Genomic DNA, 19,877 nt, shown 5'->3' on the forward strand with positions numbered 1-19,877 from the left:
AGCAACCGCACGGCCAGGGTTGTCAAGGGGTAACCACCCGATGCCGGCGAGTCTCGCATAAGAAGGAGGGTTCCGGGATGTATGCTTTGATCGAAACCGGCGGCAAACAATACCGCGTGGAAGAAGGACAAGCGATCTACGTGGAAAAACTGCCCGTCGAAGAAGGCGAAACGGTCACCTTTGACAAGGTGCTGTTGGTTGGTAAAGACGGTGAAACCGTCATTGGCACTCCGGTAGTGGATGGCGCCAAAGTGACGGGAAAAGTGGAAAAGCACGGCAAAGGCAAGAAAATCGTCGTGTTTAAGTACAAACCGAAAAAGAACTACAAGCGCAAACAAGGTCATCGTCAGCCTTTCACCAAAGTGGTTATCGATAAAATCGACGCTTAATGTGGGTTAGCGATGATTCGTATAACTGTTCACCGTGATTCCGCCGGACAGCTGGCGAAAGTGATCATCGAGGGACATGCCCATTTTGCCGAGTATGGATCGGACATCGTTTGTGCCGCTGTGTCGGCCATTTCCATCGGTTTGGCCAATGCGACGGAAAAGCTGACAGGTGTTCGTGTGTATGAGGAAGTGGAACAGGAAGGCAAGTTGGTATGCCGGATTCCGCAAGATCTTTCGCCGGAAGAGAAAGACCGGGTCCATCTGTTGATGGAGGCCATGGTGACTTCTCTTCAGTCTGTCGCGGAAGAATACGGATCGTATGTACGTATTACCGAGGTTTGACGGAGTTTTAAGGAGGTGGCTAGTCATGCTGAAAATGAATCTGCAGTTCTTCGCTCAGAAAAAAGGGGTTGGTTCTACCAAAAACGGTCGGGACAGCATCGCGAAACGCCTGGGCGTAAAACGCGGTGACGGCCAATTGGTGACCGCCGGCAGCATCCTCGTGCGTCAACGGGGCACTAAAATCTACCCGGGCATGGGTGTGGGCCGCGGCGGAGACGATACCCTGTTCGCCAAAGTGGACGGTGTGGTCCGTTTTGAGCGGTTGGGCCGCGATCGCAAACGCGTGAGCGTGTACCCGGAAGTTGCTGAAGTCCAAGCGTAAGCTACTATTATTGGAATAGCAAAAATTACCCCGGCTGTGCTGGGGTTTTTTTGTGGTCAATTTTCAAGTACAATGAAGAACGGCCAAACCATAAAGAGATGGGAGACGGTAGCGTGGCAGGAGGTCCCATGGAACGGTTCGTGCCCTACATACCGGTTGTGGCTGGCATGGTGTTATTGGTTGGGGTTTCTTGGGAGTGGAAAGCTCGCCTATTGATCGGAGGAATCTCCATTCTTTCGCTATACTGGGGGGTTCGATGGGACCAGAAACGTTTTTCCCAGGAAGCGAAGATTCGGGAATCCGAAAAAGCATTGCGCTTGTTAAGCCTTCAGCGTCACGATTGGATGAATCATATCCAAGTATTCATGGGATATATCTCCATGGGGAAGCAGGAGCGCATAATGCCTTATCTCAAGCGATTGACCGAGGGTCTGCACCGAGAGCGGGAAGCTTCCCACATTCCTTATCCTCCATTGGCATTGCTGTTATCCACCATACAACAGCAGGTTCCTGAATGGCATTGGCAGGTACATTTGGAATCGCCTGATCACATAAGTTCCCCCCGGGAAGGGGAACGGATTCGGTGCTTGATCAGCTATTTGTTGGATTTTATCAAAGGACAAGCACAACAAGACGAGCCTGCCGCATTGCGGCTGAAGCTGCGGTTTGAAAAAGACAGCGGGTATCTTCGGTTGGAGGCGGATGAATCGGTTTGGAGTCGACTCTGTTTCGAGGGGGAAGATTGGGACCGGTTACAACGGCTTCTAGAACAAGAAGGGTGTCAATGGGATCTTCTGGGGAATGGTTTGGCTGTTCGCTTTTTGTTTAATGTCAGCCGTTCCAGCGGATGATAAGAGATACAGGCGGTGGATAACATGTTTGTCGATAAAGTAAAAATCTTTGTCCGCGGCGGAGACGGAGGAAACGGCATGGTCGCCTTCCGGCGAGAGAAATACGAACCGATGGGCGGGCCGGCCGGTGGAGACGGCGGTCGCGGCGGAGATGTGATCTTTCGAGTGGATGAAGGATTACGTACCTTGATGGACTTTCGCTATCAAAAGCACTTCAAAGCCAAACGGGGGGAGCATGGTCGCTCCAAAAACCAGCATGGAAAAAATGCAGAACCGCTGGTGGTACGTGTTCCACCCGGAACGGTCGTGATTCATGCCGACACCGGTGAAGTGTTGGCAGATCTGACCCGCAAAGGCCAAGAAGAAGTGATCGCCCGCGGAGGCCGGGGAGGCCGAGGCAATGTTCGCTTTGCCACTCCGAAAAATCCTGCCCCTCAAGTGGCTGAAAATGGTGAACCTGGGGAAGAATGTTGGGTGGTGCTGGAATTAAAGCTGTTGGCGGATGTCGGTTTGGTTGGGTATCCAAGCGTAGGGAAATCTACGCTCTTGTCGGCAGTCAGTGCAGCCCGTCCAAAAATTGGCTCTTACCATTTTACGACCATTACCCCTAATCTGGGAGTGGTTCAAGTGGATGATGGGCGCAGTTTTGTCATGGCAGATCTGCCGGGTTTGATTGAGGGCGCACATGAAGGAGTCGGTCTTGGTCACCAGTTTTTGCGGCATGTAGAGCGAACCAAGGTCTTGGTCCACGTGATTGACATGGCCGGATCCGAAGGACGTGATCCCTATGAGGATTACCTACAAATCAATCAGGAATTGCAATTGTACAGAAAAGCGCTTTCCGACCGGCCGCAAATTGTGGCAGCCAATAAAATGGATCTGCCTGAGGCGGAAGAGCAGCTAAAGCGTTTCAGGGAAAAGGTAGGTCCAAAAGTGCCGATTTATCCAATATCTGCTGCTACCCGAAAAGGGTTGCGGGAATTGTTGTTTGCGGTAGCGGATCAATTGGATCAGATTCCGGATCAACCTTTAGAGGATGAAGCTGCTCAGGCGCGAAAGGTTTACCGGACCGAAGAGCCGCAAGAACCTTTTACCATCCACAAAGAAAACGAAGTTTTTGTGGTCAAAGGAGCACGGGTGGAAAAGTTGCTGAAAATGACCAACTTTCAATACGAAGATTCGGTTCGACGTTTTGCCCATATTTTGAAGGAAATGGGTGTGGATGACGCTCTCCGGCAAAAAGGGGCGCAAGAAGGAGATACAGTCCGCATTGGCGACATGGAATTTGACTTCACAGAATGATGCTGGGAAAGGAAGTGCAGTAGATGAATGTCATCTGGGGTCTTGGGGGGATTTTGGCGATTCTCCTCATTGCCTTTCTCTTTTCGAATAACCGGAAAGCGGTTAATTACCGTACCGTCCTAGTCGGGTTGGTGGTTCAGCTGATTTTTGGCTTTATTGTGTTGAAATGGGAAACGGGTAAAAAGGGATTAAACTGGCTCAGCATGAAAGTGAACGGGTTGATCAATTATGGCAATGAGGGCGTCAACTTTTTGTTTGGCTCCTTGATCCAAGGAAACAAGGCACCGGTTTTTGCGTTGCAGATCCTCCCAATTATCATTTTTGTATCTTCTCTGATCTCGATTTTGTATTATCTGGGTATTATGCATTGGATGATTAAGATATTGGGTGGAGCTGTCTCTAAACTGCTCAAAACCAGTAAAGCAGAATCTTTGTCTGCTACGGCCAATATTTTCTTGGGCCAATCGGAAGCCCCGTTGGTAGTACGCCCCTATATTCAACGTTTGACCCGTTCGGAGTTATTTTCGGTGATGGTATGCGGTTTTGCTTCCTCATCCGGTTCCACGCTGGTGGGATATGCTCTCTTGGGAGTTCCTATGAAATACTTGCTGGCGGCCAGCTTTATGTCAGCTCCCGCAGGACTGCTCATAGCGAAAGTGATGTTTCCGGAAACCGAAGAGGCAGAAACGAGTAAGGAGATTAAAATGGAGCGGGATACCGGTCATGTCAATGTGATCGACGCCGCTGCCGGCGGGGCCATCGATGGCCTGAAGCTGGCTCTCAATATCGGCGCACTGCTTTTGGCTTTTATCGGGGTTATTGCCCTACTGAACGGGATTCTGGGCAATATCGGTGAATTGTTTGGGTTTAAAGGGTTGAGTCTGGAGCTGATCTTGGGCTATGTTTTCTCCCCCTTGGCCTTTATTGTCGGAGTGCCGTGGAACGAAGCAGTGACTGCGGGGAGTTTCATCGGACAAAAGATCGTGCTCAATGAATTTGTGGCATATACGAGCTTTGCTCCGCAAATTGAAAACTTGTCTGCGAAAACGGTGGCGATCGTTACTTTTGCTCTGTGTGGATTTGCCAACCTGTCCTCTATCGCGATTCAGATCGGCGGACTGGGCGGTCTGGCTCCCTCCCGCCGGGGGGAAATCGCCAAGTACGGTCTGCGTGCCGTATTGGCGGGGACGCTGGCTTCTCTGCTAAGTGCGGCCATCGCCGGCATGTTGATCTGATTGTAAACCATAGCCTCCTTCTAAACGGAAGGGGGCTTTTTTCTGATCACAGAAAGCTCTTCTACCCGCGGCTGTTGGGTAGAAGAGCTTCTTGTTAACCGACATATCGCTGACAAATCTTATCCACGTGGGATCCGTAGGACTCCCCGAACATGTTGAGATGAACGAGTAAATAATACAGATGATACAGGGGTTTGCGATCTTTATAACCTTCATCCAGCGGCAGCATTTCCTGGTATGATTCGTAAAAGGATGGAGGGAAGCCGCCGAACAGTTCGGACATGGCGATGTCCATTTCCCGGTGTCCGAAGGAGACAGCCGGATCGATCAGCCAAGGGGTGCTTTTTTGACCCACCATCCAGTTTCCGCCCCACAGGTCGCCGTGCAACAGACTGGGTTGAATCGAGGGATCGTCCAGCCAGTGGTCCAATCGATCCATCAAGGTATTCAGCAACTGAGCTCGTTCCGGAGTCAGAAGATCTTGTTTGTCTGCTGCTTCCACTTGAGGTAGCAGCCGCTGTTCTCGGTAGAAGTCGGTCCAGCGTTCCATCCAACCGTTGGGCTGAGGCAAGATACCGATATAGTTGTCTTCCTCCAAACCAAAGGAAGGTGCTTTCTGTTGATGGATTTCCGCCAAGCCCCTGCCCAATGCCTCTCCGGCGTCTTCTTTGGAAGCATCCGGTTCAGCGGGGTCGATCCACTCCATGATAATCCATCCCGGTCCACCGTTATCGGAAGACCGTTGATCCAATACGAGGGGCACTCGCAGTTCTTGGGTGGCTTGCAGCAATTTCAATCCTTCTGCTTCTGCGTGAAAGAAGCCCGGGGGTGTTTCTTCCCTCCACTTTAGAAAATACGAGCCCAATGGGGTGGTCAGATGTACGGCATGGCTGATATCGCCGCCGGCGATTTCTTTGGCCCCTTCAATCGGCCCTGGATCTTCCGCCAGTTCTTTCAGCGTATTTTGGATGTCTTCTCGGATAGGATCAGGCAGCATTATATATTCTCCTTATCGCGTATGGTTTGCAATAATCCACGACATCCGGCTTCCACCAACCGGTAGGTTTCATCAAAATCCCCGGTAAAATAGGGGTCCGGAACTTCGTTGTAGGCAGTATCCGGGATGAAGTCGGTCAACCGATATACTTTTGTATCCGGATCACCGGCCAGCTGGCGGAGGGACGAGATATTTTGATCGTCCATCGCCACAATATAATCAAAATCGTCGAGATCCTCCCGTGTTACTTGACGGGCGCGAATTCCTTCATCGGAAATGCCCAGTCCGGCCAGGACTTTACGTGTACCTTTATGCGGAGGTTCTCCTACGTGCCAATCGCCGGTACCTGCTGAATCCACCCGGATGTGAGACTCCAGCCCGGCCTCTTTCACTTGATGGCGAAAAATCGCTTCAGCCATCGGTGAACGGCAAATATTGCCCAAACAGACAAACAGCACTGAAACCACGTAGTTCCACTCCTTTTTCATCTCTGTATCTGTTATCTTACCACAAGGAAAAAACGACGAAAAAAAAAGCTTGCGCGGAAACGTTTCCAACCTCTATAATGTCCATTATATATAAACAAATGTTTTCTACAGGAGGACGATGGCCTTTGAAGCGGAAGGAGGAAACCTACTATTTGATCCGGTCCGACATGCTGCCGGAAGCGATTCAAAAGACGGTGAAAGCCAAATCATTGCTGACTTCCGGCGAAGTCCAAACGGTCCAGGAAGCGGTGGAGCGAGTGGGGATGAGCCGCAGCTCCTTTTATAAGTATAAGGACGGGGTATACCCATTTAACGCGTTGATGAAAGAAAAGATCGTTACGGTAGCCTTGACACTGGATCATCGTTCCGGTGTGTTGTCCGGGATATTATCCTATTTGGCCCGGAATAGAGGAAACGTGCTGACGATTCACCAAACGATTCCACTGCAAGGAGTAGCGGGTGTAACCATGTCGTTGGATACAGCCCACATGGAAGAGGATGTAACAGCCATCATCGATGGATTGCAAGAGTTGAACGGGGTTAAACGGGCGGTATTGGTAGCCCGTGGAGAGTAAACATACAGGGAGTGAGAGACCGATGGTAGAACCGGTGCGAGTAGGACTGATGGGTTTGGGGACAGTTGGCACAGGAGTGGTTCGTCTGGTGGAAGGTCATCAGGAGGATTTACGCAACCAGACAGGAAAGGAGATCGTCATAGAGAAAATTTTGGTTCAGGACATCCATAAAGAGCGCAATGTGCCGGTTGATCAAGGGAAATTGACGGACCGTGCCGATGAGATTTTACAGGATCCCCGTATCGATGTCGTGGTGGAAGTGATGGGCGGCATCGAGCCGACCCGGGAATTGCTACGTCAAGCGGTGGCTAGCGGGAAGCATGTGGTGACGGCCAATAAGGATTTGATGGCTCTCCACGGTGCTGAGCTGTTGTCGGCTGCAGCGGAAAAGAATTGTGACTTGTATTATGAAGCCAGTGTGGCGGGCGGCATCCCGATCTTGCGTGCATTGGTAGAAGGCTTTTCCTCCGATAGAATTACCAAAATGATTGGAATCGTCAATGGGACTACGAATTATATTTTAACCGAGATGAGCCGAAACGGAGCTGATTTTGAAGAGGTGTTGGCCCAGGCCCAAGCGTTGGGCTATGCGGAAGCCAACCCGGCTTCCGATGTGGAGGGCTTGGATGCAGGACGCAAAATGGCGATTTTGGCGACACTGGGCTTTCATGCACAGGTTTCGCTGGAAGATGTAACAGTGGAAGGGATCACGCAAGTCACCTTGGAAGATATCCGCTTTGCCGAACAACTGGGTTATGTGATGAAGCTGGTGGGGTTGGCACAGCGGGATAATGGAGAGATCGAAGTGAGTGTGGAGCCGGCGCTGTTGCCCAAACATCACCCCCTGGCATCTGTCGATGGTGTATACAATGCGGTATATGTCCACGGTGAAGCGGTAGGGGAAACCATGTTCTACGGGCCGGGAGCCGGGGAATTGCCTACTGCGACGGCAGTTGTATCCGATCTTGTGACAGTGGTGAAAAACATGGGCCTCGGAGTGAATGGCCGCGGAACCGTTGCTCCGTATCAGGTGAAACAGGTGAAAGGGCCGGAAAAAATCTTTTCCAAATTTTTTATCCGTCTGCATGTGCAAGATGAGGCGGGAGTATTGGCGGGAATTACCCAGTGCTTTGCGGAACACGATATCAGCCTGGAGCGGGTGTTGCAGGTGCCGCGGGTGAAAGGGAAAGACTCGGAGATCATGTTGGTCACCCACACCGCCAGCCGGTATCAGATGGAGCAGACCCGTCACGCATTGGAAGGAATGAATGCCGTCTACCGGATCAAAAGCTGTTATCGTGTGGAGGGAGGAGCGTAAACATGAACAATCAAGGGATTATGGCAAGGTATCGGGAATACCTGCCCGTCACGGACAAGACTCCGGAACTCAGCTTGCAGGAAGGCAACACTCCGCTGCTCCGCGGGGATCAATTATCGGAAGAGTATGAGCTGGACGTGTATTTTAAGGTGGAAGGATTTAATCCGACGGGTTCCTTCAAGGATCGGGGGATGGTGGTGGCCATCGCCAAGGCAGCGGAAGAAGGCAGTCAAGCGGTCATGTGTGCTTCTACCGGCAACACCTCCGCCTCTGCTGCTGCATATGCGGCACGGCTGGGGCTCCGCTGTGTCGTGGTCGTACCGGACCAGAACATTGCCCTGGGCAAATTGTCCCAAGCTTTGGTGTACGGTGCAGAAGTGCTGGCGGTGCGGGGCAACTTCGATCAGGCGTTGGAAATCGTACGCAATTTGACGGAGCGATATCCCTTTACGCTGGTGAACTCCGTTAACCCATACCGGATCGAAGGGCAAAAAACGGCTGCCTTTGAGGTGTGCGACCAACTGGGGACGGCTCCGGACATATTGGCTATCCCGGTGGGTAATGCCGGCAACATCACCGCCTACTGGAAAGGTTTTGTCGAGTATCACCAAGCAGGAAAAAGCGATCGCCTTCCCAAAATGGTCGGCTTTGAAGCAGAAGGGGCGGCTGCGATCGTGCGCGGAGAGCGGGTGAAGGAGCCGGAGACTGTGGCGACTGCGATCCGCATCGGAAATCCGGCCAGCTGGGATTCAGCAGTGAAAGCGGCGGAAGAATCCCAAGGGCGCATCGACAGTGTAACTGATGAAGAGATTTTGGAAGCATACCTGGAGATTGCACGCCGTGAGGGGATCTTTGCCGAGCCGGCTTCCGCTGCATCCTGGGCCGGGGTGAAAAAAATGCGGAAACAGGGCTTGATTCCGGCGGGTTCCCGGGTGGTCTGCGTATTGACGGGCAACGGGTTGAAGGATCCGGGTACGGCGATCGATGCGGCGGCCGCGGAGCCCAAGGTATTGGATTGCGATGAATCGGTGATTTTGGAAGCGATTATGGGAGCGGAGGAGGTGTCCCATGGCTGACGAATGGGAGATGATGGTGACGGTGCCGGGCAGTACGGCCAATCTGGGACCGGGATTTGACTCGCTGGGATTGGCGATTAACCGCTATCTTCGCCTGCGTTTGACACCCGCGCGGGAATGGGAGGTGATCCTCCGCAGCGACTATTTGCAAGGGGTGGAGAGCGGCGAGGATAATCTCATCGTGCGGGTGATGCGCCGCGCTTTTGAAGAAGCGGGTGCAGATCTGCCATCCTTCCGGTTGGAAGTGGAGAGCGAACTCCCGTTGGCACGGGGTTTGGGTAGTAGTGCTGCCGCCATCGTGGCTGGTTTGTCAGCGGCCAACTGTTTGCTCGGGAACCGTTGGAGCCGGAAAGAATTGCTGCAAAAAGCCACAGCCTGGGAAGGGCATCCAGACAATGTGGGAGCTTCCCTTTACGGCGGTTTTGTCGTGGCCACGTGGGACGGGGAAAAGGCGGAAGTCATTCCGCTCCCCTCCCCTCCACTTACCTTGGTGGCGGCGATTCCGCGTACTCCCCTCGCTACCGCACATGCCCGCAATGTGCTGCCAAAGACGCTGTCTCACCGGGAAGCGGTATTGGGTAGCAGCCGATCCAATTTGTTGACAGCGGCTTTGTTGACTGGGAATTGGAAATCTCTTGCAACAGCGATGGAGGACCGGTTTCATCAACCTTACCGAGCGGCATTGGTTCCGGGCATGGAAGAGGTGCTGAGCAGGGCAGTGGATCATGGAGCTTTTGGTGCGGCGTTAAGCGGTGCGGGGCCGACGGTGATCGCCTTTTGTGAAGAACCGCAGGAGGTCTCGGTGTTTATGCGGTCGGTGTTTGAAGCAAACCGGTTGTCCGTCGAACTGTGGACCCTCCGGCCCGCAACCGAAGGGGCCTCTGTCCAATTGACATCCGTCGGGAATCGTAGTACATTCGAGAGAAAAACTGAAGGGGTCAAAGGATAATGGATTCGGTTGCGTATTTAGGTCCTCAGGGGACATTTACTTTTGAAGCGGCAATAGCCTTGTTTCCGAAAAATGAACGGGTACCATATCCCTCGATTCCCGATGTGTTGTCCGCCGTGGCCCAAGGGAAGGTCCCGCATGGGGTGGTTCCCGTGGAAAATGCCATTGAAGGTTCGGTTAACCTCACCTTGGATTGGTTGATTCATCACGCGGATGTACCCATTACGGCAGAGCTGGTTTATCCGATCACCCAGTGCTTGATGGCTCATCCCCAACAAGGGAATCGTCCGTTGCAGGATTTTTCACGGGTGCTTTCTCATCCGCAAGCTATTGCCCAATGCCAGCATTTCTTGCGGAAACATCTGCCGCAAGCCCAAGTAGAGTTTGTGGACAGCACAGCAGCAGCCGCGGCAAAAGTACGGCAATATCCGGAGGAGGCATGGGCGGCCATCGGCCCGAGAAGTGCGCAGGAGTTGACGGGCCTGGCCTTGCTCAAGCCGGATATTCAGGACTACGACAACAATTTCACCCGCTTTATTGCAGTAGGGGAGCCTTTGACAAGGGAGCCTTCCGTCTCCCCTGCCTACCAGAAGAGCAGCTTGCTCGTGGCGCTGCCTTCTGACTATCCGGGGGCTCTCTATAAGGTGCTCGCTTCCTTTGCCACTCACGGTATCAACTTGTCCCGGATTGAATCCCGGCCAACGAAAACAGGACTGGGTAATTATCACTTTTTCATCGATGCCGAGCAATCCTTGGATCACCCGGCGATGGCGGAGGCACTTCGGGAGGTGGAAGCAGGAGGGTGTCAGGTCCGGCGGTTCGGTTCCTATTTTTGTTACCCTTTTCGTCAAAAACCGATCGTGAAGACCTATTGACAACCGATCCATCCAGCCCTATAATTTTCGTCAAACGAAATTTTTGCAATCATCGAAATCAGGAGGATACCTAGGGTTCCGCTTCACGATGTGAAGGTCTGGTCCGAGTGGTATCAGCACCAAATCCGGTGTACACCGTGAGGAAAAAAGCCTCTGCGGCAGGTTCTGATGCTTGGTTGGAGTCTGCGCAGGAGGGCTTTTTATTTTAGACATTCGGGGGGCGACAACATGGAAGAACGCTGGGTGTATATGAATGGGGACTATGTGCGAAAAGAAGAAGCGGTGGTGTCGATCTTTGACCACGGATTTCTCTATGGTGACGGAATTTTTGAAGGAATCCGGGTCTATGAAGGAAATGTGTTTAAATTGCGGGAACATTTGAAGCGGCTGTATGAGTCCGCCCAATCCATCCTGCTGAAGATTCCCTATACAATGGAGGAAATAGAACAGGCTGTGGTGGAGGCTGTCCGTAAAAACAACTTGCGGAACGCCTACATCCGGCTGGTGGTTTCCCGGGGCAAAGGAGAGCTTTGTCTCGACCCGGACAAATGTTCCAACCCGCAAGTGATCATTATCGTCGATCAGGTCAAGATGTGGCCTAAGGAGATGTATGAAAACGGTCTGAAGATCGTAACCGTGCCGACGCGTCGGAATGTGCCGGATGCGCTGAACCCGAAGATTAAATCGTTGAACTATTTGAACAATATCCTCGTCAAAATCGAAGCCAATCAGGCCGGTGTCGGAGAAGCGCTCACCTTGAACACGGACGGCTATGTGGCGGAAGGTTCCGGGGACAATATCTTCATCGTGAAAAGAGGCGTGTTGTATACCCCGCCCAGCTATGTGGGAGCCTTGGAGGGAATCACCCGGCAAGTGATCATTGAGCTGGCCCGTGAGCTGGGTTATACCGTCAAGGAAGAGCCGTTTACCCGTCATGACGTCTTTGTGGCGGATGAAGTTTTCCTCACGGGAACGGCCGCCGAAGTGATCTCCGTGGTGAACGTGGACAGCCGTGTGATCGGGGATGGCAAGCCCGGCCCCATCACGCTGCAGCTGCTGGAGGAATTCCGGAAAAGGGTGACCGTGGACGGGGTCCAGGTCTATACGGCCGCCGAAGCGGATGTGGAAAAATCCCCCGCCCAGTTGGTGTAAGAACGAAGCCTTTGAAAAAAATACAAAATCAACACACCCTGCGGACCGATTTCGCAGGGTGTGTTTGACAAAGAATGCCTTAGCCAACTGTCCTTAAATAGGGCCGTCAGATTGACGACAAACCTTTATGATAGCTTCGACACTTTTGCCCATTGCTCCCTTTCCTCTGAAGCAGAAGCTATACTGTCCGCTCCAAGAGATTCAACGAGACGCGGCACCATGCGGAGTGCGCTCAAAATGTACAAGCACCCACAGGGCACACGTCACGCCTTGGTCACAAGCTCCCAGGTCGTGCTATGCGCCGCTTTTTGTCTCGTCTCCTCTCTTGTCGCTGAGTTCGTCGTCAAAAGTCGCTACTCGGGCAAAAGAGTTCTTCAGATCATTTCGAGACTTTGTCAGCAGCCTCAACGGCCCTTATAGGGCCGTTTTTTGTATCATCGTTGAAGCAGTCACCGCCTCTTACCATTCAACAAGCGGTTGACGGTTTCTCGGCTGATACCCAAGAGTTGCCCCATCTCTTCCTGGGTCAACATCTTTTCTATCGGGTGATCCGGGAAGTAACGGGCCAGCCATTGCCGCAATCCCTCGATTCGATCCTCTCTATGGGCGGTTACCATACTGATTCGCTCCTGAATTTTGCGCAGGGTTTTCTGCAACAAAAGGGCTGCCTCCCGGTATTGATACGGGTTTTCTTCCAAAGATTCGTACCAGGCAGCTGCCGGGATTCGCTCCACTTCACTGGTTACCAGTGCAATCGCCGTTCCGTGACAGGGTTGCGGGCTCAACAGGGAATGATGGGGGAACACTTCTCCCGGAGTGAGGATATTGAACAAAAAGGGGGTCCCGTCTTCACGCAACCGCACGACTTTAAGCAGCCCGGTATGTAATCGGAACAGGTTTCCCGTTTCTCCCTGACGAAAGATGATTTCTCCTCGGTGGTACTTCACATCTGTTCACCCTTTTGATGATTTTGGTGTGGAAAATGTCACAGCGGATTGCGGGTTCCATCTTTATCCTTTATATCAGACGGATCCATTTCACGAAAGGGTGAAGGTCACATGTTGAGCGAACGGGTTCTGCAATTGCTTCAGAAGACAGTCCCGGCAATGGAGGAGAAAGGGGAAGCGATCACCCGCCGGTTTTATCCCTTGCTGTTTTCGGAGCATCCCGAATTGCTGCACGTATTTAACCACGCTCATCAACATTCAGGGGGGCAGCCCAAGGCGCTGGCAGATACCCTTTTGGCTGCGGCCCGGTATGCGGCCCAGCCGGAGCGGCTTTTTCCCTTGTTGCGGCGAATCGCTCACAAACACCGTAGTGTCGGCGTGAAAAAGGAGCAGTATCCGATCGTAGGTCGGATCCTACTAGGCGCGATGCGGGAGACTTTGGGTGAATCCATCCCGGAAGAGGTCTACCAAGCCTGGGAAACAGCGTACCAATGGTTGGCTCAGGAACTGATTCGGATGGAAAGCGAGTTGTACCGTCAAGCAGCCGTTCAACCGGGAGGATGGGATGGATTTCGCCCCTTTACGGTTGTGCGCAAGGTGAAGGAAAGCCGGTCGATCCTCTCCATCTATCTCCGGCCGGCGGACGGCGGGGCGGTTCCGTTGTTCCTGCCGGGGCAATATGTGAGTGTTCGGTTGCAGATTCCAGGGGAGCGCTATGCTCTGATCCGCCAATACAGTTTGTCTGACGCACCCGGGACGGCTTATTTTCGCATCAGTGTAAAAAAGGAGGAAAAGGTGGGCGACAAACCAGCAGGAAAGGGTTCCAACTATTTGCATGAACAGGTGCACCCGGGAGATATGCTGATGTTGTCTGCTCCGGCAGGGGACTTTGTGCTCGACATGCAAAGTGAACGCCCCCTCGTTCTGGTTAGTGGAGGGGTAGGACAAACGCCGTTGCTGTCCATGCTGAAAACGGTGGTTCGGGAACAGCCAGAGCGGAAAGTATGGTATATCCATGCCGCCAGAAACGGACAGGAGCACGGAATGAAGGAAGAGGTACGCCAAATCGTTCAACGGCACGATCAGGTCCAAAACATCATCTGGTATTCCCGGCCCACGGCAGAAGATGTACGAAACGGTTCCTTCGATTATGAAGGTTATCTCGATGGGCGTTGGTTACTGCGCACCCTGCCTTCCTGTCCTGTGGACCTCTACGTATGCGGCCCGCAATCGTTTGTGGAACAGGTCGCCCGAACGGTGGCTGCAAGAGTCGGAGATTGCGTGTTTTGTGAGCGTTTTGGACCGGGAGAGGTCCACGTGGCGGATTCCCCTGCCAACGAGATCATTACGCCCTTCTCAAAGGAAGCCGATTTGCCATGTTGAAATGATTGCCCGGGGAAGATGGGGAAGATATCGAAGCTTCACGGCAAAAATCCTTCCTGGCTGATTAGGATTTGATGATCGGAAAATTCTTTTCTGAGCAGCTCCAACGCCTTCTGATGGATACCGGGACCATACCACTCCTCCATCCCATTTTCCTCATAACGTTTTTTGATATTTAATCGCTCCGTCCGTTTTCCGCCGCTTCCGTCTCCCATGAAATAATCATCGAGGCAAACCCGGTTGACGATGTTTGCCAATATCTCTGGAAATCGCTCGCTGAAAGGAAGCACTGGAGCCAGAGCAGCCTGAACAGGCAGACCATGGTCTGCTGTTTTTTGTAAGGCCCTCAATCGGGAAGCAAGGGGTGGAGCCGCAGGAGTAAAGATCTTCCGAACGGATTCAAGGTCTGTTTCAATGGTGATACTGATGCGGATGCGGTCCTTGATCTTTGAAAACAGATCGATATCTCTCGTTACCAGCGGACTCCGGGTTTGAACAAACAAAAAATCCGGCCGATTCTCTACCAAGACTTCAAGTAGGGAACGGGTGATTTGAGCCTGATGCTCGACAGGCTGGTATGGGTCCGTACTGGATGACATGAATATGGTAACAGGGCCTTTCTGCTTGGCTTTTTGTATTTCCTTGCGCAATCTCATTTCTGCTCCTTGTTTTACCTCTACCCAAGTACCCCATTCTTGGCCGTGAAACAAGGCGATGGGCATTTGCCGTACGTAACAATAGGAGCAGGCGAAAGCACACCCGACATAGGGGTTTAATGAATGGGTATACCCTTTTAGAAAACCAGAGGTGGGATGTAGGATTCGTCTGGGTTCTTTGTAGGAGATCTTGGTCTGCATGGCTCAACCTCCCTTTCAACAGGATAACATTTTGCGGGGCTTATAGATAAGTTCCATCGAGGTCTTGGGGTCCGTAATGACAAAAACGCCCTGCCGAAAGGGATATTGGCGGGCGTTTCTGCATGGCATCAATGTTTGTCCGTATGATGCGGTTTCCTCTCTTTTTCTTTCACCTGCAAGGATTGCCACAAGGCAAGCCACTGTTTCCGTAACTTGTCGATTCGGTATCCGTAGATGAAGGTGATTTTCATACTGCATCATCCTCCCGTTTTTCATCAATCTATGCTTGTCCAGATGAAGTATGACAGCTAAATCTTCCATTCAAGGTATCTACAAATTTTGGGTAGAGGGGAGGAAATGGAGCATTGTTTTATATGGGCTATCTTATGTATATTCTTCATCGGTCCAAGGAGGGTACCGGAAAAGGAAGAAGGGATAACCGGCCTCTCAGTTATGAGGTGGGAGTGAATCTGCATACAACTGGATGGTCGCTTGTTCTCCCTGAACTTCCACGATCGTCAAACTGCCTCCAGGAATAAAGGGCTTGTCCCACAGCCGCTTCCATTCCCTCTGCTCCAAATGAGCCAGCAGGACTTTCAAGACAACGGCATGGGTAACGATGAGGATATTGTCGTCGGGATGGTTGCATTTGAGGTAAGAGAGAAACCGCAATACTCGTTGTTGAATCTCCTGATAGGTTTCGCCCTCGGCAGGACGATATTGAGCCGGGTCACTCCAAAAACGCTTGTAAGAGTCCGGGTCTGTTTTTTCCAGCTGTGAAAGGGTTTGTCCTTCCCAGTGACCCAAGTGCATCTCATATAAATCCTCGTGTTTATGAATGGAAATGGGTCGCTTTCCTCGGATGATTTCAGCCGTATGGACTGCTCGGCGGCTGGGGCTGGAATAGATCCGTTGGATCGGGACGTCTTGCAACCGTTCGGACAGCGCTTTTGCCTGCTGAATGCCCTTGGAAGTGAGGGGAGAGTCCATCCGACCCTGCATTTTTTCAGCTGGTTCCACTCCGTTTCTCCATGGCGGGTTAGGTAGAGTTTCATTTTGTTTGCTCCATTCGTTTGGGTTTCCTTTGTCATACATTCAGCGCATCCTTGAAGATTCCTTCTGTTTGTCGTGGAGATGCCCATTACAAAAGCCCGCTGGATCAGAAGCGGGCTTTTTGGCGTATTGCTTTATCCCATGACATCCCGGCGCTGGAACACGATAAAGGCTATCGCCAAGGCGATGAGCGACCACACACCGAGCACGGCCAGGGAAAAGGGCAAGCTCATTCCTTCGATCATGGTGGGGGTGCCGGAGAGATAATCGGTCAGCTGCAGGTTGGTGAAGGCCAGATACTTCAATGTGGTCCACGAAGGTGCCAGCTGGACGAGGAGGCTGCCGGAGATCAGGGCGGCCATCATGATGCCCATGCTGGCGGCAGTGCTTCGGACAAGGACCGACACCATAAAGGACAAGGTGGCTACGGCCACACAAGTAAACCAGGCCAGGCCGTATGCCATCAAAATATATTGCCACTGGGGGATCAAGTGTACGTTGGTGGTGATCAGCTCTCCGTTTTTTTCTTGAAAGCCGGTGATGACAGGCATATCCCACCCTTTGTAACCGAAGATCAATCCGGAGATCAGGTAGGAGAGGAGGGCGGTTGCGGTGACGATCAAGGAGACCACTAGAATCAGCGCCAGGTACTTGCTCCAGAGAATTTTCCATCGTCGCACCGGTCGGGTCAAAAGCAGTTTGATGGTGCCTCCGGAGTGTTCGGAAGAAACGATATCGGAAGCGACGACTACGACCAAGAGCGGGAGGAAAAGAGCAATCGCCTGCTCCACAAACCTCCGGACAAACGTCGGAGCACCGGGGGCGTTGGGGTTGATATCATGGTCCAAATAGTACTGCAGCTGCTGGATGTTGATCTGGATAAATTCCTTCCATTCTTTAGGGATTCGGCTCGATGACAGGCGGTTTTGGTTGTCGATGATTTGCTGCTGGACGACTGCCCGCCAATCCGATGTTCCCAACTGTTCCATCGTATTTTGCACGGTACGGTATTGGGCGTAGGTGAAGACGGGAATCAGGACGGCGACAATCAAGAGCACGACGAGGAGACGTTTCTTTTTGGCCATTTTCAGGAGTTCATTGTAGACGAGGGGCACCCAATCAATCATCGTCGCTTCCTCCTGTCATTTGTAAAAATACATCTTCCAGGGTGGCTTGTTTTCGTTGAATGCCTTCTACTCGGATACCTGCTTCGATCAGGTGCCGGTTGGCATCAGCGATGCGGTCTTCGGGAATGTGGGTTCGGACGGCTCCGTTTGGCAGCATCTCCGCAGCAGTGACATAGGGTAGGGAACGGATCTTCTCAAAGCCGCGGTCGGCCGGTTCCAGCCGCCATTGTACCGGTGCGTCTCCCTCCAACAGTTGATGGACCGGTCCTGTCCGGATGATTTCCCCCTCATGGATAATGGCCACCCGATCACATATCAGTTGCACTTCGTGCAGGATGTGGCTGGAGATAAAGACGCTGATGCCCTGCTCTTCCGACAAGCGGCGGATAAAGCGGCGCATATCCCGGATGCCTGCAGGATCCAAGCCGTTGGTAGGTTCGTCCAGGATGAGCAGCTGGGGGTTGCCCAGCAGTGCCTGTGCGATGCCAAGGCGCTGGCGCATGCCGAGGGAATAGGTTTTCACCGGGTCGTCGATGCGTTCTTCCAGCTCCACCAATTGGGTAACTTCCAGGATGCGTTCGGGCGGGATGTCCGGTTGCATTCGGGCGAAATGCTCCAGGTTTTCCCGTCCGGTCAGGTAAGGATAGAGCTCCGGGTTTTCCACGATACAGCCCACGTGACGGATGGCGTCCAAAAAGCGCTGATGCAGAGGGTATCCGCCGATCATCACCCTTCCGGCGGTGGGGCGAATCAGGCCGACCAGCATGCGGATGGTGGTCGTTTTCCCGGCGCCGTTGGGGCCGAGAAAGCCGAATATCTCCCCTTTTTGCACATCAAAGGTGATGTTTTTGACAATCTCCCGCTTTCCGATTCGTTTGGACAGGTTGTGGACGGATAGCACGGTGTTGGTTGTGTGTGGGGTTTTGGTACTCATCGGCTCACATCCTTGTCAACATTCCCCATTACTTGCAACAGTCGTTCCGCCATCAGCTGATAACCGTCGCCGTTTGGGTGGAAGTGGTCGTTGAATAAGTATTTTCCGGGTTGCAGCTGGAACAGATCATAGGTGGGGATCACCACGACCCGGTCGTGGCGGGCCGCCGCTTCTTGCAAGGAGTCATTCCACTCGCGGACGAAACGGAAAGTGATGCGGCTGTCTTTCAGATCCCCAAAAGGGTTATACAAGCCAAAGATAAAAATGGGAATATCGGGATTCTGTTCCCGAATCATTTCGAAGATAGCATCCAGATTTTTTTCATATTGTTGCTGGGCGGCGCGGATTTTGGCTACATCCATCGACTCCAAACGCCCGCTTTCTCGAAACAGATCATTGCCGCCGATGGTAATCACGACCCAACCGGCTTGATGGATGAATTCCTGCACGCGGGGTTTCTGCAATTGTCGTCGTAGGTCATGAGAGGTTTGTCCATTGACTCCCAAATTGATGAAACGCAGCTTTGAGGATGGTTTCTGCAACCGTTGACGTACCCGTCCTGCGTAGCCCAGGCCCGTGGTATCGCCGGTTCCCCGGGTAAGGGAATCTCCCATGGTAAGGAACAGATTTTTTTGCTCCGATACCTTTTGCTCTTGGCTAGTTTTGGATGGTTGAAGGGAGTTGCGATGGCTGCTGGTAATTTCAGAGACAGCCCAACCAAAACCGAACATCCATATCAGAGCAGAGGTGACAGCGGTAAGACTTACGATGGTCCATAGAGGGCGTCCTTTGATTCGCATGGCTGGCTCCTTCAAATGTGAGGTTTGGTGACAAGTCCTGCTATAGGTAACGATACCGGGGGAGGGCATCTCCGTCAACTTTTCTCTTTTTCTTCTCATCTTTTCCTTCCCGGACAGGGGCAATCCGCCCATAGGCGCATATATATAGAATGCATGCTTTTGACAAGGAGGGACTGCTTGGTGAAGATTCATATTGTGCAAGAAGGGGATTCATTATGGAAAATCGCGCAACATTACCAGATGCCCCTGCAAAAGCTGATCGACGCCAACCCCGACATTGAAAATCCGGATCAACTGGAGGCGGGTGCTAAAGTGAAAATTCCTGCTGGCCGCGTTCCGGTTACCAGCACCAGTGGTGAAAGGCCGAAGAAAGAGATGCCGATGATGCCGCCTATGCCGCCATTGCCCAAAATGCCGAAGCTGCCGAAAATGCCGCACAGGCCTGGGAAAGAAGAACCACCGGCGAAGCCGTATCCATCTCCCATGATGCCGCCCATGCCGAAGCCCCCCACATACGGACCAGGGATGCAGATGCCCGGCGACGGTTATCCCGGAATGCCCCAGATGCCTGGCGGCGGGTATCCGGGCATGCCCCAGATGCCGGGATATATGCCGGGAGTCGGTTACCCCGGAATGCCCCAGATGCCCGGCGGCGGGTATCCGGGCATGCCCCAGATGCCGGAATATATGCCGGGAGTCGGTTACCCCGGAATGCCCCAGATGTCCGATGGCGGGTATCCGGACATGTCGGGGTATTATCCGGATATGGATTATCCAGGCATGCCGGGTTCTTATTCCGGATATTTTCAGGAAGGAGATGCTGGATCCGATTCTCTCAGTTTACCGCCCATGGGGCCGGTCCGTTGGGAAGAATGGGAAAGCAGTTCAGGAGAAGCCTGATTCTT

23 protein-coding genes are annotated in these 19,877 nt (G+C 52.6%); 14 read left to right on the plus strand and 9 right to left on the minus strand.

Annotated elements, in window-relative coordinates:
• The first annotated feature begins 77 nt into the window (after window positions 1-77).
• The 6 genes from rplU to IEW70_RS10185 all read left to right on the plus strand — a co-directional run bounded on the left by rplU (window position 78) and on the right by IEW70_RS10185 (window position 4,441).
• Window positions 78-389: a 50S ribosomal protein L21 gene (gene rplU / locus IEW70_RS10160; protein WP_188647809.1), complete on the plus strand. Its 312-nt coding sequence runs from the start codon at window positions 78-80 to the stop codon at window positions 387-389.
• 12 nt (window positions 390-401) lie between these two features.
• A complete protein-coding gene (locus tag IEW70_RS10165; RefSeq protein WP_188647810.1) occupies window positions 402-731 on the plus strand; it encodes a ribosomal-processing cysteine protease Prp in 330 nt (109 codons plus the stop codon).
• Between the two features lie 25 nt (window positions 732-756).
• Window positions 757-1,053 carry a 50S ribosomal protein L27 gene (gene rpmA, locus IEW70_RS10170; RefSeq protein WP_188647811.1) on the plus strand — a complete coding sequence of 99 codons (297 nt, stop codon included), beginning with the start codon at window positions 757-759 and terminating at the stop codon, window positions 1,051-1,053.
• Between the two features lie 113 nt (window positions 1,054-1,166).
• Entirely contained in the window at window positions 1,167-1,904 is a 738-nt protein-coding gene (locus tag IEW70_RS10175) for a Spo0B domain-containing protein (RefSeq protein ID WP_188647812.1), read from the plus strand.
• Between the two features lie 24 nt (window positions 1,905-1,928).
• Complete coding sequence (gene obgE, locus IEW70_RS10180; protein WP_188647813.1) at window positions 1,929-3,206, plus strand: GTPase ObgE; 1,278 nt, start codon at window positions 1,929-1,931, stop codon at window positions 3,204-3,206.
• A gap of 23 nt (window positions 3,207-3,229) precedes the next feature.
• On the plus strand, window positions 3,230-4,441 hold the full coding sequence (locus tag IEW70_RS10185) for a NupC/NupG family nucleoside CNT transporter (RefSeq protein ID WP_188647814.1): 1,212 nt from the start codon (window positions 3,230-3,232) through the stop codon (window positions 4,439-4,441).
• Between the two features lie 94 nt (window positions 4,442-4,535).
• On the opposite strand, the gene IEW70_RS10190 is transcribed toward IEW70_RS10185, so the two are convergent.
• A complete protein-coding gene (locus IEW70_RS10190; RefSeq protein ID WP_188647815.1) occupies window positions 4,536-5,438 on the minus strand; it encodes a fructosamine kinase family protein in 903 nt (300 codons plus the stop codon).
• Window positions 5,438-5,905 carry a low molecular weight protein-tyrosine-phosphatase gene (locus tag IEW70_RS10195; protein WP_188647816.1) on the minus strand — a complete coding sequence of 156 codons (468 nt, stop codon included), beginning with the start codon at window positions 5,903-5,905 and terminating at the stop codon, window positions 5,438-5,440. Before IEW70_RS10195 ends, IEW70_RS10190 begins: the two co-directional genes overlap by 1 nt.
• Before the next feature lie 119 nt (window positions 5,906-6,024).
• Between IEW70_RS10195 and IEW70_RS10200 the strand changes: the two genes are divergently transcribed.
• From IEW70_RS10200 to ilvE, 6 genes are all read left to right on the plus strand, one after another.
• Window positions 6,025-6,501, plus strand: coding sequence for an ACT domain-containing protein (locus IEW70_RS10200; protein WP_229751931.1), 477 nt, complete (start codon window positions 6,025-6,027; stop codon window positions 6,499-6,501).
• 22 nt (window positions 6,502-6,523) lie between these two features.
• Window positions 6,524-7,819 (plus strand): homoserine dehydrogenase, encoded by a 1,296-nt coding sequence (locus IEW70_RS10205; protein WP_188647818.1) that lies wholly within the window; start codon window positions 6,524-6,526, stop codon window positions 7,817-7,819.
• Window positions 7,820-7,821: 2 nt separating this feature from the next.
• A complete protein-coding gene (gene thrC, locus IEW70_RS10210) occupies window positions 7,822-8,895 on the plus strand; it encodes a threonine synthase (protein WP_188647819.1) in 1,074 nt (357 codons plus the stop codon).
• A complete protein-coding gene (gene thrB, locus IEW70_RS10215; RefSeq protein ID WP_188647820.1) occupies window positions 8,888-9,844 on the plus strand; it encodes a homoserine kinase in 957 nt (318 codons plus the stop codon). Before thrC ends, thrB begins: the two co-directional genes overlap by 8 nt.
• Window positions 9,844-10,719: a prephenate dehydratase gene (pheA, locus tag IEW70_RS10220; protein WP_229751919.1), complete on the plus strand. Its 876-nt coding sequence runs from the start codon at window positions 9,844-9,846 to the stop codon at window positions 10,717-10,719. Before thrB ends, pheA begins: the two co-directional genes overlap by 1 nt.
• A gap of 228 nt (window positions 10,720-10,947) precedes the next feature.
• Window positions 10,948-11,871 carry a branched-chain-amino-acid transaminase gene (ilvE, locus tag IEW70_RS10225; protein WP_188647821.1) on the plus strand — a complete coding sequence of 308 codons (924 nt, stop codon included), beginning with the start codon at window positions 10,948-10,950 and terminating at the stop codon, window positions 11,869-11,871.
• A 449-nt stretch (window positions 11,872-12,320) separates the two neighbouring features.
• Here the strand turns inward: ilvE and IEW70_RS10230 are convergent, their stop codons facing one another.
• Window positions 12,321-12,818, minus strand: coding sequence for a Crp/Fnr family transcriptional regulator (locus IEW70_RS10230; RefSeq protein WP_188647822.1), 498 nt, complete (start codon window positions 12,816-12,818; stop codon window positions 12,321-12,323).
• A gap of 111 nt (window positions 12,819-12,929) precedes the next feature.
• Between IEW70_RS10230 and hmpA the strand changes: the two genes are divergently transcribed.
• Window positions 12,930-14,201, plus strand: coding sequence for an NO-inducible flavohemoprotein (gene hmpA / locus IEW70_RS10235; RefSeq protein WP_188647823.1), 1,272 nt, complete (start codon window positions 12,930-12,932; stop codon window positions 14,199-14,201).
• Between the two features lie 38 nt (window positions 14,202-14,239).
• On the opposite strand, the gene IEW70_RS10240 is transcribed toward hmpA, so the two are convergent.
• The 6 genes from IEW70_RS10240 to IEW70_RS10260 form a co-directional block, all read right to left on the minus strand.
• Window positions 14,240-15,058, minus strand: coding sequence for an SPL family radical SAM protein (locus tag IEW70_RS10240; RefSeq protein ID WP_188647824.1), 819 nt, complete (start codon window positions 15,056-15,058; stop codon window positions 14,240-14,242).
• A 128-nt stretch (window positions 15,059-15,186) separates the two neighbouring features.
• Window positions 15,187-15,309, minus strand: coding sequence for a hypothetical protein (locus IEW70_RS18155; protein WP_268234858.1), 123 nt, complete (start codon window positions 15,307-15,309; stop codon window positions 15,187-15,189).
• A 196-nt stretch (window positions 15,310-15,505) separates the two neighbouring features.
• Window positions 15,506-16,078, minus strand: coding sequence for a histidine phosphatase family protein (locus IEW70_RS10245; protein ID WP_188647825.1), 573 nt, complete (start codon window positions 16,076-16,078; stop codon window positions 15,506-15,508).
• A gap of 167 nt (window positions 16,079-16,245) precedes the next feature.
• Window positions 16,246-17,238: an ABC transporter permease gene (locus IEW70_RS10250; protein WP_188647826.1), complete on the minus strand. Its 993-nt coding sequence runs from the start codon at window positions 17,236-17,238 to the stop codon at window positions 16,246-16,248.
• Window positions 17,231-18,172 (minus strand): ABC transporter ATP-binding protein, encoded by a 942-nt coding sequence (locus IEW70_RS10255; protein WP_188647827.1) that lies wholly within the window; start codon window positions 18,170-18,172, stop codon window positions 17,231-17,233. Before IEW70_RS10255 ends, IEW70_RS10250 begins: the two co-directional genes overlap by 8 nt.
• Window positions 18,169-18,972 (minus strand): GDSL-type esterase/lipase family protein, encoded by an 804-nt coding sequence (locus tag IEW70_RS10260; protein ID WP_188647828.1) that lies wholly within the window; start codon window positions 18,970-18,972, stop codon window positions 18,169-18,171. Before IEW70_RS10260 ends, IEW70_RS10255 begins: the two co-directional genes overlap by 4 nt.
• A 180-nt stretch (window positions 18,973-19,152) precedes the next feature.
• Between IEW70_RS10260 and IEW70_RS10265 the strand changes: the two genes are divergently transcribed.
• Window positions 19,153-19,872, plus strand: a complete 720-nt coding sequence (locus IEW70_RS10265) for a LysM peptidoglycan-binding domain-containing protein (protein WP_188647829.1) — start codon at window positions 19,153-19,155, stop codon at window positions 19,870-19,872.
• The last annotated feature ends 5 nt before the right edge of the window (window positions 19,873-19,877 follow it).

Source organism: Marinithermofilum abyssi (genome assembly GCF_014641195.1).
GTDB lineage: Bacteria > Bacillota > Bacilli > Thermoactinomycetales > DSM-45169 > Marinithermofilum > Marinithermofilum abyssi.

Bases quoted from the DNA above. Each gene is read 5' to 3' on its own strand.
- IEW70_RS10200 (WP_229751931.1), top strand. From the start codon at position 6,025: ATGTTTTCTACAGGAGGACGATGGCCTTTGAAGCGGAAGGAGGAAACC.
- hmpA (WP_188647823.1), top strand. From the start codon at position 12,930: ATGTTGAGCGAACGGGTTCTGCAATTGCTTCAGAAGACAGTCCCGGCA.
- ilvE (WP_188647821.1), top strand. From the start codon at position 10,948: ATGGAAGAACGCTGGGTGTATATGAATGGGGACTATGTGCGAAAAGAA.
- IEW70_RS10190 (WP_188647815.1), bottom strand. From the start codon at position 5,438: ATGCTGCCTGATCCTATCCGAGAAGACATCCAAAATACGCTGAAAGAA.
- IEW70_RS10255 (WP_188647827.1), bottom strand. From the start codon at position 18,172: ATGAGTACCAAAACCCCACACACAACCAACACCGTGCTATCCGTCCAC.
- thrC (WP_188647819.1), top strand. From the start codon at position 7,822: ATGAACAATCAAGGGATTATGGCAAGGTATCGGGAATACCTGCCCGTC.
- IEW70_RS10250 (WP_188647826.1), bottom strand. From the start codon at position 17,238: ATGATTGATTGGGTGCCCCTCGTCTACAATGAACTCCTGAAAATGGCC.
- obgE (WP_188647813.1), top strand. From the start codon at position 1,929: ATGTTTGTCGATAAAGTAAAAATCTTTGTCCGCGGCGGAGACGGAGGA.
- IEW70_RS18155 (WP_268234858.1), bottom strand. From the start codon at position 15,309: ATGAAAATCACCTTCATCTACGGATACCGAATCGACAAGTTACGGAAA.
- IEW70_RS10240 (WP_188647824.1), bottom strand. From the start codon at position 15,058: ATGCAGACCAAGATCTCCTACAAAGAACCCAGACGAATCCTACATCCC.
- thrB (WP_188647820.1), top strand. From the start codon at position 8,888: ATGGCTGACGAATGGGAGATGATGGTGACGGTGCCGGGCAGTACGGCC.
- pheA (WP_229751919.1), top strand. From the start codon at position 9,844: ATGGATTCGGTTGCGTATTTAGGTCCTCAGGGGACATTTACTTTTGAA.
- IEW70_RS10260 (WP_188647828.1), bottom strand. From the start codon at position 18,972: ATGCGAATCAAAGGACGCCCTCTATGGACCATCGTAAGTCTTACCGCT.
- rplU (WP_188647809.1), top strand. From the start codon at position 78: ATGTATGCTTTGATCGAAACCGGCGGCAAACAATACCGCGTGGAAGAA.
- IEW70_RS10165 (WP_188647810.1), top strand. From the start codon at position 402: ATGATTCGTATAACTGTTCACCGTGATTCCGCCGGACAGCTGGCGAAA.
- rpmA (WP_188647811.1), top strand. From the start codon at position 757: ATGCTGAAAATGAATCTGCAGTTCTTCGCTCAGAAAAAAGGGGTTGGT.
- IEW70_RS10185 (WP_188647814.1), top strand. From the start codon at position 3,230: ATGAATGTCATCTGGGGTCTTGGGGGGATTTTGGCGATTCTCCTCATT.
- IEW70_RS10205 (WP_188647818.1), top strand. From the start codon at position 6,524: ATGGTAGAACCGGTGCGAGTAGGACTGATGGGTTTGGGGACAGTTGGC.